This window comes from Serratia sp. JKS000199 (genome assembly GCF_900215455.1).
Taxonomy (GTDB): Bacteria; Pseudomonadota; Gammaproteobacteria; order Enterobacterales; family Enterobacteriaceae; genus Serratia; species Serratia ureilytica.
Genome location: NZ_LT907843.1, coordinates 4,948,566 through 4,965,166 on the forward strand (window position 1 = coordinate 4,948,566; position 16,601 = coordinate 4,965,166).

General features: G+C 61.6%; 16 protein-coding genes and 1 pseudogene. 15 read left to right on the forward strand and 2 right to left on the reverse strand.

The window, feature by feature from the left end; all coding sequences use genetic code 11:
• Positions 1 to 3: 3 nt before the first annotated feature.
• The 5 genes from CPH57_RS23420 (at position 4) to CPH57_RS23440 (ending at position 5,856) form a co-directional block, all read left to right on the forward strand.
• On the forward strand, positions 4 to 1,188 hold the full coding sequence (locus CPH57_RS23420; RefSeq protein WP_060660003.1) for an acetyl-CoA C-acetyltransferase: 1,185 nt from the start codon (positions 4 to 6) through the stop codon (positions 1,186 to 1,188).
• A gap of 18 nt (positions 1,189 to 1,206) precedes the next feature.
• Positions 1,207 to 2,130, forward strand: coding sequence for a 3-hydroxyacyl-CoA dehydrogenase family protein (locus CPH57_RS23425; protein WP_096242772.1), 924 nt, complete (start codon positions 1,207 to 1,209; stop codon positions 2,128 to 2,130).
• Positions 2,131 to 2,172: 42 nt separating this feature from the next.
• Positions 2,173 to 3,567 carry a GntP family permease gene (locus CPH57_RS23430; RefSeq protein WP_197705155.1) on the forward strand — a complete coding sequence of 465 codons (1,395 nt, stop codon included), beginning with the start codon at positions 2,173 to 2,175 and terminating at the stop codon, positions 3,565 to 3,567.
• A 12-nt stretch (positions 3,568 to 3,579) separates the two neighbouring features.
• Positions 3,580 to 4,350: a 3-hydroxybutyrate dehydrogenase gene (locus CPH57_RS23435; protein WP_096242774.1), complete on the forward strand. Its 771-nt coding sequence runs from the start codon at positions 3,580 to 3,582 to the stop codon at positions 4,348 to 4,350.
• Between the two features lie 369 nt (positions 4,351 to 4,719).
• Complete coding sequence (locus tag CPH57_RS23440) at positions 4,720 to 5,856, forward strand: porin (RefSeq protein WP_046688171.1); 1,137 nt, start codon at positions 4,720 to 4,722, stop codon at positions 5,854 to 5,856.
• Between the two features lie 36 nt (positions 5,857 to 5,892).
• Here the strand turns inward: CPH57_RS23440 and CPH57_RS23445 are convergent, their stop codons facing one another.
• Positions 5,893 to 6,714 carry a helix-turn-helix transcriptional regulator gene (locus CPH57_RS23445; RefSeq protein ID WP_096242775.1) on the reverse strand — a complete coding sequence of 274 codons (822 nt, stop codon included), beginning with the start codon at positions 6,712 to 6,714 and terminating at the stop codon, positions 5,893 to 5,895.
• A gap of 120 nt (positions 6,715 to 6,834) precedes the next feature.
• Between CPH57_RS23445 and CPH57_RS23450 the strand changes: the two genes are divergently transcribed.
• From CPH57_RS23450 to idi, 5 genes and pseudogenes are all read left to right on the forward strand, one after another.
• Complete coding sequence (locus CPH57_RS23450; protein ID WP_046688173.1) at positions 6,835 to 7,212, forward strand: hypothetical protein; 378 nt, start codon at positions 6,835 to 6,837, stop codon at positions 7,210 to 7,212.
• 10 nt (positions 7,213 to 7,222) lie between these two features.
• Entirely contained in the window at positions 7,223 to 8,098 is an 876-nt protein-coding gene (locus tag CPH57_RS23455) for a helix-turn-helix domain-containing protein (protein WP_033641740.1), read from the forward strand.
• A 233-nt stretch (positions 8,099 to 8,331) separates the two neighbouring features.
• Positions 8,332 to 9,249: pseudogene (locus CPH57_RS23460) on the forward strand (L,D-transpeptidase family protein); the annotation flags it as partial.
• A gap of 142 nt (positions 9,250 to 9,391) precedes the next feature.
• Positions 9,392 to 9,619, forward strand: coding sequence for a non-oxidative hydroxyarylic acid decarboxylases subunit D (locus CPH57_RS23465; protein ID WP_096242776.1), 228 nt, complete (start codon positions 9,392 to 9,394; stop codon positions 9,617 to 9,619).
• A gap of 41 nt (positions 9,620 to 9,660) precedes the next feature.
• Positions 9,661 to 10,236, forward strand: a complete 576-nt coding sequence (gene idi / locus CPH57_RS23470) for an isopentenyl-diphosphate Delta-isomerase (RefSeq protein WP_069100389.1) — start codon at positions 9,661 to 9,663, stop codon at positions 10,234 to 10,236.
• A gap of 55 nt (positions 10,237 to 10,291) precedes the next feature.
• Here the strand turns inward: idi and CPH57_RS23475 are convergent, their stop codons facing one another.
• Positions 10,292 to 10,594, reverse strand: a complete 303-nt coding sequence (locus tag CPH57_RS23475; RefSeq protein WP_004933246.1) for a hypothetical protein — start codon at positions 10,592 to 10,594, stop codon at positions 10,292 to 10,294.
• A 542-nt stretch (positions 10,595 to 11,136) separates the two neighbouring features.
• On the opposite strand from CPH57_RS23475, the gene CPH57_RS23480 reads away from it, so the two are divergent.
• From CPH57_RS23480 to CPH57_RS23500, 5 genes are read left to right on the forward strand one after another with little or no spacing between them, the layout of a single operon-like run.
• Positions 11,137 to 11,544, forward strand: a complete 408-nt coding sequence (locus CPH57_RS23480) for a biopolymer transporter ExbD (RefSeq protein WP_021504179.1) — start codon at positions 11,137 to 11,139, stop codon at positions 11,542 to 11,544.
• A 1-nt stretch (position 11,545) separates the two neighbouring features.
• A complete protein-coding gene (locus CPH57_RS23485) occupies positions 11,546 to 12,286 on the forward strand; it encodes an energy transducer TonB (RefSeq protein WP_096242777.1) in 741 nt (246 codons plus the stop codon).
• Positions 12,287 to 12,325: 39 nt separating this feature from the next.
• Positions 12,326 to 14,569, forward strand: coding sequence for a TonB-dependent receptor (locus CPH57_RS23490; RefSeq protein WP_096242778.1), 2,244 nt, complete (start codon positions 12,326 to 12,328; stop codon positions 14,567 to 14,569).
• A 46-nt stretch (positions 14,570 to 14,615) separates the two neighbouring features.
• Positions 14,616 to 15,266 (forward strand): MotA/TolQ/ExbB proton channel family protein, encoded by a 651-nt coding sequence (locus CPH57_RS23495; protein WP_033641743.1) that lies wholly within the window; start codon positions 14,616 to 14,618, stop codon positions 15,264 to 15,266.
• On the forward strand, positions 15,259 to 16,506 hold the full coding sequence (locus tag CPH57_RS23500; protein ID WP_096242779.1) for a phospholipase D-like domain-containing protein: 1,248 nt from the start codon (positions 15,259 to 15,261) through the stop codon (positions 16,504 to 16,506). Before CPH57_RS23495 ends, CPH57_RS23500 begins: the two co-directional genes overlap by 8 nt.
• Positions 16,507 to 16,601 lie beyond the last annotated feature (95 nt).

Sequence of the window (16,601 nt, forward strand, 5' to 3'; positions counted from 1 at the left end):
AATGTGCAACAACGTGAAGTGGTGATCGTGGCGGCGACGCGCACGCCGGTCGGCAGTTTTCACGGCGCGCTGGCGCCGCTGACGGCGGTGGAACTGGGCACGGCGGCGGTGCAGGGGCTGCTGGCGCAAAGCGGCGTGGCGCCGCAGCAGATCGATGAAGTGATCCTCGGCCAGGTGCTGACCGCCGGCTGCGGGCAGAATCCGGCGCGCCAGACCGCGCTGAACGCCGGGCTGCCGTTTACGACGCCGGCGCTGACCATCAACAAAGTGTGCGGCTCCGGGTTGAAGGCGGTGCATCTGGCGGTGCAGGCGATCCGCAGCGGTGACGCCGACGCGGTGATCGCCGGCGGCCAGGAGAGCATGAGCCGGTCGCCTTACCTGATGGCCGGCGCGCGCGCCGGTCTGCGCCTCGGTCACGCGCAGATGGTGGACAGCGTGATCCACGATGGCCTGTGGGACGCGTTCAACGACTATCACATGGGCATCACCGCCGAAAACCTGGCGGAGAAATACGCCATCAGCAGAGAAGAACAAGACAGGTTCGCGCTGCGTTCGCAGCAGAAGGCGCTGGCGGCGCAGCAGGCCGGGTGTTTCGCGCAGGAGATCACGCCGGTGACGGTGCCGCAGCCGAAGGGCGAAGCGCTGCGGGTAGAGCGCGACGAACAGCCGCGCGACACCAGCCTGGAGGCGCTGGCGCGGCTGCGCCCGGCGTTTCGCAAAGAGGGCACGGTGACCGCCGGCAACGCCTCGTCGCTCAACGACGGCGCCGCCGTGGTGCTGCTGATGAGCGCGGAAAAAGCCGCCGCGCTGCGTTTGCCGGTGCTGGCGCGCATCGCCGGTTACGCCTCGTTGGGCGTCGATCCGGCGATCATGGGCATCGGCCCGGCGCCGGCCGCGCGCCGCTGCCTGGAAAAAGCCGGTTGGCGGCTGGAGGAGGTCGATCTGATCGAAGCCAACGAAGCCTTCGCCGCGCAGGCGCTGGCGGTGGGCAAAGAACTGGGCTGGGAGGCGGAGCGGGTGAACGTCAACGGCGGAGCGATCGCGTTGGGGCATCCGATCGGCGCGTCCGGCTGCCGCATTTTGGTGTCGCTGCTGTACGAAATGCAGCGCCGCGAGGTGAACAAGGGGCTGGCGATGCTGTGCATCGGCGGCGGGCAGGGCGTGGCGCTGGCGGTAGAGCGCCCGTAAACAACCGAGGAAGGCACGATGCAGTCATCTGACTATGCGGTACTGGGCGCCGGGCTGATGGGGGTGGGTATCGCCACCCACTTTATTCGCCACGGCCATGAGGTGCTGCTGTATGAACCGGATCCGCAGCGCCGGGTGGAAGCGCCGACAGTGGCGAGCGGCATTCTGGCCGAGCTGAGCGACGTCGGGCAGTTTGATCGCGGTGAGCGCGACGCGGCGCTGGCGCGGCTGCGCGTGACCGGCGATCTGAACGCGGTAGCGCGCGCCCGGCTGCTTATCGAGGCGATCCCGGAACGGCTCGAGCTGAAGCACGCGCTGTATGAGCAGTTGGAAGGGCTGATCGCTGACGACGCGGTGATTGCCAGCAACACCAGCGGCTTGCCGCCGGACGAGCTGGCGGCGCGCATGACCCATCCGCAGCGGCTGCTGATCGCCCACTTTTGGCACCCGCCGCACCTGATCCCGCTGGTGGAGATTGTGCCCGGCCGCGCCACCGAGCCGCGCCATCTGGCGGCGGTGCAGGCGCTGCTGGGCGAGATGGCGCTGGAGGCGGTGCTGCTGGAACGCGCCGCGCCGGGGTTTGTCGGCAATCGGCTGCAGTTTGCGGTGCTGCGTGAAGCGCTGCACATCGTCCACAGCGGCATCGCCAGCGCTGAGGTGGTGGATCAGGTGATGCGCGCCTCGCTGGGGCGGCGCTACGCCATGGTCGGCCCGCTGGAGGCCGCCGACATGACCGGGCTCTCGACGGTGGCGGACATCGCCCGCCACCTGTTCCCGGAACTGGCGACCGGCGACGAGATGATGGCGCTGGTGGAACAGCGGCTGCAGCGCGGCGATATCGGCCAGCGCAGCGGCCGGGGATTTTATCTTTGGGATGAAGCGCGCAGGGAACGCATTCAACGGCGACGGGCGCATCAGCTGCGCTTTGCGCTGAAACCGTAATTTCGCACGCCGTACCTGACAATAACAACGATAGCGAGGTGCCTGATGAGCGTTTTGATTGCCCTGGCAGCACTGGGATTACTGATGCTGGCCGCCTACCGCGGCTACAGCGTGATTTTGTTCGCCCCGATAGCCGCGCTGGGCGCGGTGCTGTTGACCGACCCCGGCGCGGTGGCGCCGACCTTCACCGGGCTGTTTATGGAGAAGATGGTCGGCTTCGTGAAGCTCTACTTCCCGGTGTTCCTGCTGGGGGCGGTGTTCGGCAAGCTGATCGAGCTGTCCGGCTTCTCCCGTTCGATCGTCGTGGCGGCGATCCGCATTCTCGGCCGACGCCACGCCATTCCGGTGATCGTGCTGGTGTGCGCGCTGCTGACCTACGGCGGGGTGTCGCTGTTCGTGGTGGCGTTCGCGGTTTATCCGTTCGCCGCCGAGCTGTTCCGCCAGAGCGGCATCCCCAAGCGGCTGATCCCGGCCACCGTGGCGCTCGGCGCCTTTTCTTTTACCATGGACGCCTTGCCCGGCACGCCGCAGATCCAAAACATCATCCCGACCAGCTTCTTCGGCACCAACGCCTGGGCCGCGCCCTGGCTGGGGCTGATCGGCTCGCTGTTCATCATCGCGGTCGGTTTGCTGTATCTTGAACGCCAGCGGCGCAAGGCGCAGCTGAAGGGGGAGGGGTACGGCAGCGATCTGCTGAACGAGCCGGAAACCCCGGACGACATCAACCTGCCGAACCCGCTGATCGCCATCCTGCCGCTGATTTTGGTCGGGGTATTCAACCTTGGCTTCACCCATTGGATCCCGCAGTGGTACGGCACCAGCCACGAGCTGACGCTGCCGGGGCTGGCCAAGCCCATCACCACCGATGTGGCGAAGATCACCGCCATCTGGGCGGTGGAAGCGGCGCTGGTGTCGGGTATTCTGCTGGTGGTGGCGTTCGGCTTTCGCAATATTCGCGGGCGGCTGGCGGAAGGCAGCAAGACGGCGGTCGGCGGCGCAATTCTGGCGGCGATGAACACCGCCTCCGAATACGGCTTCGGCGCGGTGATCGCCGCGCTGCCGGGCTTTTTGGTGCTGTCGCAGGCGCTGTCGACGATCCCCAATCCGCTGCTGAACGAAGCGATCAGCGTCACCCTGCTGGCCGGCATCACCGGGTCGGCCTCCGGCGGCATGAGCATCGCGCTGGCGGCGATGGCCGATAACTTCGTGGCCGCCGCCCATGCGGCACACATTCCGCTGGAAGTGCTGCACCGGGTGGCCTCGATGGCCAGCGGCGGCATGGACACCTTGCCGCACAACGGCGCGGTGATCACCCTGCTGGCGATCACCGGCCTTAGCCACCGGCAGGCCTATGGCGGCATTTTCGCCATCACCCTGATCAAAAGCGCCGCGGTGCTGTTTGTGATTGGCGTGTTCTACCTGACCGGCATTGTTTAAAGGAGCGATACCATGAGTGTACAAGGCAAAACCGCGCTGGTGACCGGCTCGACCAGCGGCATCGGCCTCGGGATAGCGTCCGTGCTGGCCGCCGCCGGCGTGCGTGTGATCCTCAACGGCTTTGGCGATGTGGAAGCGGCGAAGGCGCAGGTTGCCCGGCTGGGCACCGCGCCGGGGTATCACGGCGCCGATCTCGGCGATGCGGCCCAGATAGCGGACATGATGCACTATGCCGAGCGTGAGTTCGGCGGCGCGGACATTCTGGTGAACAACGCCGGCATTCAGCACGTGGCGCCGCTGGATCAGTTCCCGGTGGAGAAATGGAACGCGATCCTCGCCATCAACCTGTCGGCGGTGTTCCACACCTGCCGATTGGCGCTGCCGGGTATGCGCGAGCGCAACTGGGGGCGCATCATCAACGTGGCGTCGGTGCACGGGCTGGTGGCGTCGAAAGACAAGTCGGCCTATGTGGCGGCCAAGCACGGCGTGGTGGGGCTGACCAAGACGCTGGCGCTGGAAACCGCCCGCACGCCTGTCACCTGCAACGCCATCTGCCCCGGCTGGGTGCTGACGCCGCTGGTGCAGCAGCAGATCGACAAGCGCATCGCCGCCGGCACCGATCCGCAGCGGGCGCGCGATGAGCTGCTGGCGGAGAAGCAGCCGTCGCAAGCGTTCGTCACGCCGGAGCAACTCGGCGAGCTGGCGCTGTTCCTGTGCAGCGACGCGGCGGCGCAGGTGCGCGGCGCCGCCTGGAACATGGACGGCGGCTGGCTGGCGCAGTAGTGAGATTTTCCCCGGAGCGCGCAACGCGCTCCGTCGTTATTTCCCACCATTAATTAATTCCCTCGCGTGACGGTTTACCTGCGGCAATAATATTTATTTGTTATTTGCTATCTTTATTCCCGGATAATCACGCCGGGTTATTTTGGGTAAAAGATGCGGATTGGTTTATTTCGTGCTGCGGTTATTACATTATTTTTCTCCGTGTTACAGGTGAACACGTTTCTGCTGAAAATAAGCCCAACCTGAAATAATGGCAGATTATGATGTGAATTTTTATATCTTGCGTGCGCTGTTGACATCGGGTAATTATTTCCGCGTGGCTTAAGATCACCGTGTTTATAACAATAATTTTTTCGGGCAGGGGTAATAATGAGAAAGAACACAACGCCAATATTCATTGGCGGCGTCTTGCTGTCGGCGTTATCCGCCGGCGCACAGGCCGAGATCACCATTCTGGATAAAAACCCGCAGAGCAATGTGTTGCTGGCGCCGCTCAGTTTAAAGGTGGGCGGCAGCATTCGCCCCGAGTGGATCTTCAATAACGGCCCGGAGCCGGGCTATGACAAAAACGGTCACGACGGCGGCACGCGTTTTCGCTTCAGCGGCGACTATGCGCTGACGCAGGACACCTCGATCATCGGCTATTACGAGTGGGGCGTCGATCTGGCGCACGCGCTCAGCTGGGACGGGCACTACAATGAGGACGGCAAACGCGACTATCAGCGCCAGCTGTACGCCGGTTTCAAGGACGATCGTTACGGCACCCTGACCTATGGCCACCAGTACGGCATCTATTATTCCGTGGTCGGCATCAAAAGCGACGTCTGGGATAACGACGGCCACGCGGGCGGCACCGGCATCGGTATTTCCGGCGATTATGACGGCGGCAATAAACCGAAAAACAGCATCAAATACACCAATGATTTCGGGCCGGTAACGCTGTACGCCAACTATTTATTGCCGGAAGACGATCTGCACACCGCGGATAACCTGATTTACCGCCGCAAGGGCGGTGGCGGGCTGGGCTTCGATTATAAGGTGACGAAGGATTTCACCTTCAGCGCCGCCTACAGTTATACCGACGCGAAGATCAAAGATAATCTGTACAACGAAAAGGATTATCACCAGCAGCTGTCCGGCACCGCGTTGACCTGGCAGCCGAACAACTGGTACATCGTCGGCACCGCCAGCTATTACAAAGACTATGTGCCGAGCACCCGCCAGCGCACGCTGTCGCACTTCTTCGCCGGCGACGGCTACGGGCTGGAAGGCTTCGTCGGTTACACCTTCAATATCGACAAGCCGTTCCTCAAATCCGTTCAGCCTTACGTCGCGGCGGACTCGCTGCGGCTGAAAGGAGACGAGGCGTATCACGCCAACCACGTCTACCTCGGCGCGGGCACCACCATCGGTTACGGTCTGTCGGTGTATGTGGAGCGCACGCTGGCCAACAGCAGCGACAACGAGCCGGATTCCACCTGGATAACGGTGTTCTACGACTTCTGATACGCCTCTTGCCAGGCCGGCGCGGGTGCCGGCCGTTCACATGCTGATCGCGCCGCCCAGGGGTTGCCCTGAGGCGTTGCGTTCCGCCAGGTAGCGCGCCGGCGGTTTGCCCACCGCCTTTCTGAACATGGTGACGAAGCCGCTGGCGCTCTCGTAACCCAGATCCAGCGCCACCGTCTGTACGCTCTCGCCCTGCGTCAAGCGCTGCAGCGCCAGCATCACGTGCAGCTGACGCCGCCAGTGGCCGAAGCTCATGCCCATCTGCTGTTGCAGCGTGCGGCTGAGGGAGCGCTCGCTCATGCCGATGCGCTGCGCCCACTGGCCGAGGGTGGATTTGTCCGCCGGGCAGCTCAGCATGCCTTCGGTCAACTGCCGTATGCGCGCGTCGTCGGATACCGGCAGATGCAGATTCTCGATCGGTGCGGCCACCAGCTGATCCAGCAACACCGCCGTCAGGCGCCCTTCGGCGCCCTGTTCGTCGTAGAGCGGTTCGAAGGTGGTGGCCTGCAGCAGCAGTTCGCGCAGCAGCGGCGAGACCGACAGCGTGCAGCAACTCTGCGGCAAGCCGGCGACGACGTGTTGATCGACGAACAGGCAGTAAGCCTCGGTCGAGCCGGCGCCCTGGGCGTTGTGCAACACGTTGCCCGGCATCCACAGCGCGCACTGCGGCGGCACCAGCCACAGGCCGTTTTCCACTTCGCAGCGGATCATGCCGCGCACGGTATAGATCAGCTGCGCCTTTTGATGACGATGCGGCTCGACTTCCCAGTCCTGCTCGATGGTGGAACTCTGCACGGCGAACAGCGGGCGCGGCACCTGATCGATATCGATATTGCGGCGTGGGATCTGGACTTTCATGAGAACAATTCTCAATTTGGCGGAATTGAAAAGTATTATGTCCTGATTGCGCAATGTGGTCTAGCGCCGGTGCCGATAAAGTAAGCGCCAGTCCTAAACCCTTTCGCGAGGAAACTGATTATGTCACTCGATACCGCCGATTTTCCGCTGGTGTGGATGCGCCGAAACGGGCGCGATACCCAGGCCGAGCTGGCTGAATTCAGCGCGCTGCTGGCGCGCGCCGAGCCTTTCGTCCTGATGACCGATCGCAGCGTCGGCGATGAAGGTGAAGAGCACGATCGCGACGCTCGCACTCAGGTGGCGCTGTGGAAGCGCGATAACCGCGCGGCGCTGAAGCGGTGGGCGAAAGGCATGATCATGCTGGAACCGGACGACGCCAAACGCGTGGCGGCGGAAGCATTCGCCGAATACGGCGCCAAATTCTGGGGCTATCCGATACTGGTGGCCGCCGATGAAGCCGCAGGCCGGATGTTGGCGCTGACATTACTGAGCAAATAAGGGGAACACCATGCACCAGCAACAGGTGATTGAGCAGCTGCTGGCCTGGATCGAGCAGAGCCTGGATCAGCCGCTGACGCTGGACGACATCGCCGCCAGGTCCGGCTATTCCAAGTGGCATTTGCAGCGGATGTTCAAGCAGCACACCGGCCATATCCTCGGCACGTACGCCCGCCGCAGAAGGTTGACCGCCGCCGCGCGCGAACTGCGCCTGACCGGCACCAGCGTGGCCTGTATCGCCGATACGTACCAGTTCGATTCGCAGCAGACCTTCACCCGCTGCTTCCGCAAGCAGTTTGGTCTGCCGCCGGCCAGCTATCGTCGCAGCCAGGATTGGTCGAGCTACGGTCTGCAGCCGCCGCTGCGGCTGACCGAAGCGCCGCTGCCGCAGGCCGATATCGTGACGCTGCCCGCCATGCAACTGGTGGGCAACACGCAACGCCGCAGCTTTACGCTGGGGCAGTTGGCGGCTTCCAAATGCGAGCTGCGTCGCCATGCCTGGCGGCAACTGCTGCGGCCGCAGACGCTGCCCGAAGTGATGTATGGCCTTACCAGCCTGGAGATCGACCGGCAGCGTCGGGGCTGCCCGCGCATGGCGTATACCGCCGCTTTGCCGGACGAAGGGGCGGTGGGGGAACGGGTGACCATCGAACAGGGGGAGTACGCCCGTTTCACCTATCAGGGGCAGGCGGAAGGGTTACAAAACTTTATTGTCCGGCTGTATGACACCGCCATGCCGCAGATGAACGCCATCCGCCGGCCAGGGCAGGATATCGAGCGGTTCTACCCGGCGCAGGAGGGCAGTTGCCCGCTTGGCGGCGCGGCGATCCGTTGTGAATATCTGATCCCCATTCGGCGGGCGGAGGCGCTGGCCGCCGCCAGTTAGGCGGCGGTTCTCGCAGAAAATCGCCTTCGTGGCGCGTCAGGTTACAAAAAATTGCGATATTACATCGGTAATGGTTCACACTTTGATTGATGTGCACATATAATGCGCATCCGGTCAAATCCCCCCTGGTTTTTCAGGCCGCAGCGCCGTTGGCTGCCGGCTGAAATTCAACGGGGCAAAGTGGCCGTAGAAACCAATACCCATAATCGCCAGTGGCCTTGACCAACACGAAGATGAAAATGAGCATTCGCGCGTTATTAACCCTGTTTACGGCACTGGTTGCATTCAGCCAGGCTGCCTTCGCCGTCGTCTACCCGCTGCCGCCAAAAGACAGCCGTTTGGTGGGCGAAAATATCCAAATCACCGTACCGGAAGACAGCAAACTGCCGCTGGAGAGCTTCGCCGCCCAGTATCAGATGGGGCTGAGCAACATGCTGGAGGCCAACCCGGGCGTGGATCCGTTCCTGCCGAAGGCCGGCAGCACCCTGACCATCCCGCAACAGCTGATCCTGCCGGACGCGCCGCGTGAAGGCATCATCATCAACAGCGCCGAAATGCGTCTGTACTACTACCCGAAAGGTTCCAACACCGTCGTGGTGTTGCCGATCGGTATCGGCCAGCTGGGTAAAGACACCCCGCTGAACTGGACCACCACCGTGCAGCGCAAGAAAGACGGCCCAACCTGGACGCCGACCGCCAAAATGCGCGCCGAATACGCGGCTGACGGCGAGATCCTGCCTGCGGTGTTCCCGGCCGGCCCGGATAACCCGATGGGGCTGTATGCGCTGTATGTTGGCCGCCTGTATGCCATTCACGGCACCAACGCCAACTTCGGCATCGGCCTGCGCGTGAGCCACGGCTGCGTACGTCTGCGCGCCGACGACATCAAGTACCTGTTCCAGAACGTGCCGGTCGGCACCCGCGTGCAGTTCATCAACGAACCGATGAAGGCCACCGTCGAACCGGACGGCTCGCGCTACGTGGAAGTGCACAACCCGCTGTCGGCCAACGAAGAGCAGCTGCAATCCAAGGATCCGGTGCCGCTGACCATTTCCGCGCCGGTCGGCAAAGTGCTGATGGACGCCGGCGTCAACCAGAGCGAAGTGGATGCGGCGATCAAGGCCCGTTCCGGTATGCCGGTGAAAGTGAACTGATCGCCTCGGGCTTCAGTGACAATACCAAGAAGACGCCTGCGGGCGTCTTTTTTTATGATTTTTGTACCCTCTGATGAGGCCGGCCTGGGGGGAGAGACAATTAACCGCCATGCCGGCTAACCGTCCTTAAGGCGATCCTATGATTTGCCCTTGTCGGGCCGATAAACAGACAGACATCATGATACATTCACCGGTGAAGGGCGTAGGGACGGTATATCAATGCCAGCACTGTCTTTATAGCTGGCGGAATACCGAGCCTGCTGGCAGAACGGAACGGGAGCATTATCCGCCTGAGTTTCGCATGACTCAGCAGGATATCGATAATGCGCCGGACGTGCCGGCCATTCCTCCTCTTTTGACGAAATGAGACTGAAGGCGGGCAAGCGTCCGTCTTTTATGGAAATCGCGATGATGAATAACGAAGACGTCGTTTTGCTCGATGCCGCCTGGCAGCCTTGCGGGACGATGCCGAAAAATCAGGTGCACACGCACCATACGCCGCTGCATTTGGCCTTTTCATGTTACCTCTTTACCCCAGAGGGCAACGTGCTGGCCACAAGACGTGCGTTGAGTAAAACCGCCTGGCCGGGGGTTTGGACCAATTCCTTTTGCGGCCATCCCTTGCCGCAAGAGGCGCTGGCACAGGCGGTGAGGCGCCGCGCTCAGGTTGAACTGGGCACGGAGGTGGAGCAGATAATGCTGTTGAGCGAGGCATTCAGCTACCAGGCTACCGACGCGTCCGGCGTGATGGAGAATGAAGTTTGCCCGGTATTTGCCGCGCAAATTAAAGGCACGCTCCATGGCAATCCGGATGAGGTTGCGGATTATGCCTGGGTCGAGCTCAATCATTTAATGGCGGCGGTAAAATTAACGCCTTTCGCTTTCAGCCCGTGGATGGTTTCGCAATTGAATACCGAGGCGATAACCTCAGGCTTGAAAGAATATCGGGATGCGATAATGATAACGCGTTCAGCGGGCGCGTAGGGTGAGGTTGGCAATAAAATAAATAGCCACCGCGAGGGTGACTATCTATTCGTGCTTATAGGCTGCCGCCGACCGAGGTCGAGGTGGAGCCGATAGTTTCGCGGAAATGTTTTGCGTAGTCCGCCACTTCCTGCTGCGTATGCGTCAGGCCATACAGCCCCAGCCCCACGCCGCCTGCGACGCCGCCGATAATGGTACCGACCAGTTGGCCGACGGCGCCGGCAATAAAGCCGCCGGCCCCTGCGGATTTGCCTGCAATCAGCGCGCCGGTCATAGCGCCGTCCAGCAACCCATCCCAGGCCGCGTTCAGATCGCCACCGCTAACGTACTGCTCTTCATATTGACTAAGTACTTTCATATACAATCCTTATAAATAAAAGGGTGACTTAGTGAGTTTAATTAATACCGAAAATAACGCTGACGCGCTATTTCAATTTAAAAATATAACAGCTGATAAGCCGTTGGCAATAATATATCCAACGTGGAATATTGTTTGGTTATATATGCGAGTATTTATTTTCTGTCGATATTTTTATGACGGGAATTGAGAATCTTCTTGGCTAAAAAAGGTGATATCACTGGAGGCAGCGGTGGAAAGCATCATAATGCCCTTATTGCGGACGGGCTGAGGCGATTTCTTCTCGTCGTTGCCCTGGGCCCGGTGCGGCTGTCACTATTTTCACATTTCAGGCTCTGCTACCCGTTAGGCGAGTGCGTCCGTCCTGTGATTATTCCATTAAAAACTATAGCTAATTAATAAGTTATATCTTCTTCGTTATCGCCTGCCATTGAAAAAATTCTCGCAAAAAATTCGCACTGTGAAAATAAGATCACACAAGCGTAACAAAAGGTAAACAAACCCCTCCTATATTGGCTGCTTCGCTTTTGTGAGGGAGTGTCATGCGTAACTGGAACGAACCGAAAAAGAACAAAGCGCACATCGAACTGATCCCGATGATCGACGTGATGATGTTTTTATTGGTGTTTTTCGTCTTGATCAGCCTGAACGTCATTCCGGCGCTCGGGTTGAAAACGCAGCTGCCGTCCGCCGGCAGCGCGCAACAGCTGAAACCGCAGAAGAAAGCGATTATCACGCTGGGGGCCGACGAACAGCTGCAGCTGGATGGCCAGCCGATCGCGCTCGACGCGTTGGTCACGACGCTCAAGCAACAGCAGCAGGCCAACCAGACCACCACCATCATCGTCAACAGCGACAAAGGCGTAGCGGTCGAGCGGCTGGTGGCGGTCATGGATAACCTGCGCCAGGGCGGTTTCTTCTCCGTCTCCATCGCGACACGGAAGCTGTGACATGTATCTGCTCTATCGCTCACGTCATCTTTTCAGCTGGTTGCCGGCGCTGATTGTCGCCGGCTGCCTGTTGTTCGCCAGCCAGCAGGCGGCGCTGAAGATCCAGCCGCGCTACGACGAAACCGCCATCGAACTGGCGCTGGTGGAGCCTGAACCGGCGCCTGAACCTCAACCGCAAATGCCGCCGGACCCCCAGCCCGAACCGCCGCCGCCCGAGCCGGAGCCGATCCCCGAACCGGTGGTGCCGGCGCCGGAACCGATCGTGGAAGCCAAGCCGGTGCCGAAACCGCAACCGAAGCCCAAACCCAAGCCGGTGAAAGAGAAAGCCAAACCGGTGGAAAAGCCTAAACCGGCGCCCGCCGCGCCGCGCGCGCCGGTCAGTAAACCGGCGGCGCAACCCGCACCGGCCGCCCCGGCGGCGCCGAAGGTGAATGCGCAGGCGATTGAAAACGGCTATCTGCTGGCCTTGCGCCGCGAACTGGAACAGCGCAAGCGCTACCCGACCGGCCGTCAGGCCTCCCTCGAGCGCCCGCAGGGCAACGTCGAGGTATGGCTGGAGGTCGATCGCAGCGGGCGGGTGGTCTCTTCCGGCATCGCCAACAAAGCCGCCAGCATGCTGCTGAATCGCGCGGCGATGAGCAGCCTGCAAAGCATCAGTTCAGTAAAGCCATTCCCGAGCGACGCGTTCGCCGGGCAAACAACCAAAAGATTTACCGCGACGTTCAATTATCAGGCGCCTTAGCGCAAGGGTTAATCGTTTGATTTTTAAGGGATGCACACCATGAAATCGTTCAATCGTTCTGGGATCTATCTGGCGGTGATGTCGGCGATGCTGCCGGGCGCCGCGCTGGCGGCCGACGGCACCGACGTCGGCACCATCAGCGTCAAGGGGCAGTCGCTCGGCGGCGGCATGATGGTGCAGGACGACAGCGCCAAGGCGCGCTCCACCGTCACCAAAGAGGCGATGGATAAAATGCCGTCGGCGGCCAACGCCATCGACAAGCTGAAGTTCACGCCGGGCCTCAACGTCAACAGCAATGACGCCAGCGGCCTGAGCGGCGTGGACTACACCATGCGCGGCATGAACTCGGATCAGATCGGCCTGTCGATGGACGGCATCCCGATCAACGACTCCGGCAACTACGCGGTATACCCGAACCTGCTGGGCGATGCGGAGAACCTGGAAGAGGTGTTCGTCACCCAGGGCTCTTCCGAAGCGGACGGCCCGCATATCGGCTCCAGCGGCGGCAACATCGGCCTGGTAACGCGCCGCCCGGCGAAAGACTTCGGCGGTTTCGTCAAGCAAACGCTGGGCAGCAACAGCCTGAGCAAAACCTTCGCCCGCCTGGACACCGGCGAGTACAACGGCTTCAGCAACTGGCTCTCCTATTCGCACACCGAGGCGAAGAAGTGGCGCGGCGAGGGGCGGCTGTACTCCGACAAGTTCGAGATGAACTCGCTGTACGAAGACGGCAACGGCAACAGCAGCAATCTGGTGATGAAGTACAACCGCCAGAACAACACCAACTACAACACCCTGAGCAAGGCGCAGTTCCAAAACGACGGCCGCGACACCGACTATGCCACCACGCCGGAGTACAACAGCCGCGGACAGTTGAACAAGTATTACAAGCTCGAGCGCAACCCGTTCGAGAACTTCACGCTGTCGTTCACCCAGAAGCTGCAGCTGCGCGACAACCTGTCGCTGACCCTGCAACCGTATTACTACTGGGGCAACGGCGGCAGCTTCAACGGTCAAACCGCGTCGGTATTGTCCAGCACATCGGACAGGGCAGGGCAGTACGATCTCAGCAACCTGAAATCCAACACCTACTACCGCCCGTCGTGGACGCAGACCTGGCGGCCGGGCATCACCACCAAGCTGAAGTGGGACATCAACGATCAGCACAGTCTGGATATCGGTTACTGGTATGAGCGCGCGCGCCAGCTGCAGACCCAGCCGTTCATCAGCATCAAGGGCGACGGCAACCCGTCGCAGATTTGGGGGCCGCCGGGCGGTTCCGATCAGGTGAAGGACGCCAACGGCAACACCGTTCAGGGGCGCAACCAGTACACCATCACCCCGGCGCAGAAGGTGTGGCTGCAGGATACCTGGTTCGCCACGCCGGACTGGACCTTCGTCGGCGGCCTGGCCTATCAGTACGTGGAACGTAAAGGGGACAATCGCGGCAGCCTGTACAACGCGCCGGAGAAACGCAAAGCCACCTATCATGAATTCCTGCCGAACTTCAGCGCCAGCTATAAGGTGAACCAGGAAAACCAGGTGTTCTACAACCTGACGCGCAACATGCGCACGCCGCCGAACTATGTGCTGTACAACGTCGGCGATTCGCTCAGCACCAAGCCGGAGCTGAGCTGGAACCACGAGCTGGGCTGGCGCTTCCAACACGAAGACATGCTGCTGAGCGCCACGCTGTTCTACATGCGCTACAGCGATCGCCAGATCTCCACCACCAACGCGGCCGGCGACTACGAGATGATGAACATCGGCAACGTGGAGAACAAAGGGCTGGAGCTGGAGTGGAGCGGCCAACTGCCGCATAACTTCAACTACTACACCTCCTATACCTATACCCAATCGAAGCAGAAGAGCGACATCGTCAGCAACGGCGGGTTGCCGCTGCCGACCTCCGGCAAAGAGGTGCCGAACGTGCCGAAAAACCTGCTGAACATGACGCTGGGTTATGACGACGGCCTGTACTACGGCAGCGTCAGCGGCAAGTACGTCAGCGCGTTCTATGGCGATCTGACCAACGACGAGAAGATCGGCGGGCGCACGGTGTTCGATCTGGCGGCGGGGGTGCATCTGCCGGTGGACAAGAAAATCGTCAAAAGCGCCGCGCTGCGTTTTGGCATCAGCAACCTGTTTGACAAGGAATACCTGACCTCGGTGCGCACCACCACCTTCAACGCGGCGCCCTACGGCGGCGTGAAGGCCAGCACCCCGTATTACAACGTCGGCGAAGAACGCACCTTCAGCGTCTCGCTGGAAGCCACCTTTTAACTGAATGCCCCGCCGTCTGCCCGGCGGCGGGGAAGAGGAACCCTGTATGGACGCCAATCTGTTGCACGACATTATTTTCTACGTGATGTACGCCGCGCTGGCGATCGCGCTGGTGATCATCATCGAACGTACGCTGTACTTCGCCTATACCCAGCGCCAGGCGCGCAGGCTGGAGCAGGCGCTGACGCCGGAGGTGCGCCGCGCCGCCGATCTGCCCGACGCGCTGACGCAGCGCAACAGCCTGCCGATGGCGGTGATCGCGCCGGTATTGGCGCAGAAGCACCGCGCCGGCGATCGTGAAACGATCGGCGATCTGATCGACGCCCAGTACCTGCTGAGCAAACCGCCGATGGCGCGCGGCCTGTGGCTGCTGGAAACCGTGGTCACCGCCGCGCCGCTGCTGGGGCTGCTGGGCACGGTGATGGGGATCATCGAAACCTTCAAGGCGCTGGCCGCCTCGGGGGTGTCCGAGCCGAGTCTGGTGTCGGCCGGCATGGGCACCGCGCTGTACGCCACCGGGCTGGGCATCGCCATCGCGTTGCTGTGCCTGGTGGCCAACAATTTCCTGCAGAGCCGCATGGAGCGCATCAACGAACTGCTGAAGGTGCTGCTGATCCGCGCCGGTCAACCGGCCAGCCGTCCGGAGAGCGGCAGCGGCGAACAATGGGTTGACAGCGGAGCGCCGCGCTATGCCTAATGGCCATCCAGTACGGCGGCCGAGAGGCCGCCTTTATACGGCATTGTGGAGCGGTTGTTTGTTGATGTTGAGCCAGAGCGCTGCGGCGCGTTTTGCTATTCCCGGTTACGAGCTGGTGTACACCGCGCCGGTGGAAACCGCGCTGCAGGCCGACGACCTGCGCAACACCGCCGAAGTATGGCGCGAGATGTTCGACGCGGCGAAAACCCGCATCGATCTGGGGCAGTTCTACGTGGCGAATCAGGACGGTTCGCTGCTGGACGGCGTGCTGCAGCACCTGAAGTCGGCCGGCGAACGCGGGGTGAAAATCCGCTTTTTGCTGGAAGAGAAGGGCATTCGCCTCTCCACCGCCGAGACGCTGGAACGGCTGAAGGCGATCCCCAATCTGGAGCTGCGCATCATCCCATACCAGAAGCTGAGCGGCGGCATTCTGCATGCCAAGTATCTGCTGGTGGACGGCGAGCAGGCGTTCGTTGGCAGCCAGAACTTCGACTGGCGCGCGCTGGAACACATTCACGAAACCGGGCTGCGCATCAGCGACGCCAGAGTGGTAGGGCAGATCCAGGCGATCTTCGAACAGGACTGGCGGGCGCAGGCGCTGCTGGCGCAGGATAAGCCGGTGCCGACGCTGCCCGATTCGCCGCCGACGGTGCCCCCGCAGGGCAACTATCTGGTGGCCAGCCCGCGCGCCTACAACCCGGCGGGCGTGCTCGATTCGCAGGCCGAGCTGCCGCGTCTGCTGGCCGACGCCAAACGGCGGGTGCGGGTGCAGGTAATGGATTACGCGCCGCTGTCGTTCGGCCCGGAGCGCAGTCGCCCCTTCTATGCGGTCATCGACAACGCGCTGCGCGGCGCGGCGGCGCGCGGCGTGCAGATCGAGTTGATGGTAGCCAACTGGAACACCAAAAAGCCGGATATCGCCTGGCTGAAGAGCCTGGCGCTGGTGCCGAACGTGCAGATCAAGGTGGTGACCATTCCGCCGGCCAGCAGCGGCTTCATCCCGTTTGCCCGGGTGATTCACAGCAAGCTGATGACCATCGACGATGAGATTGCCTGGGTGGGCACCAGCAACTGGACCGGCGGCTATCTGGACAACTCGCGCAATCTGGAGCTGGTGCTGCACAGCACGGCGATGAGCGGGCGGTTGGACAGGCTGTACCAACAGCTGTGGGACAGCGTCTACGCCGAGCCGTTGAAGCTGGATTACGATTACCCGACGCCCAAACCGGGCGGCGAATAGATCTCAGTAAGTTGCTGGGGTAAAATAATTAGGTAGTAGTATTATTGAATAGCCAGCTAATTTCCCGCAATTTTTTAAGTGGCTTTGAATACTGG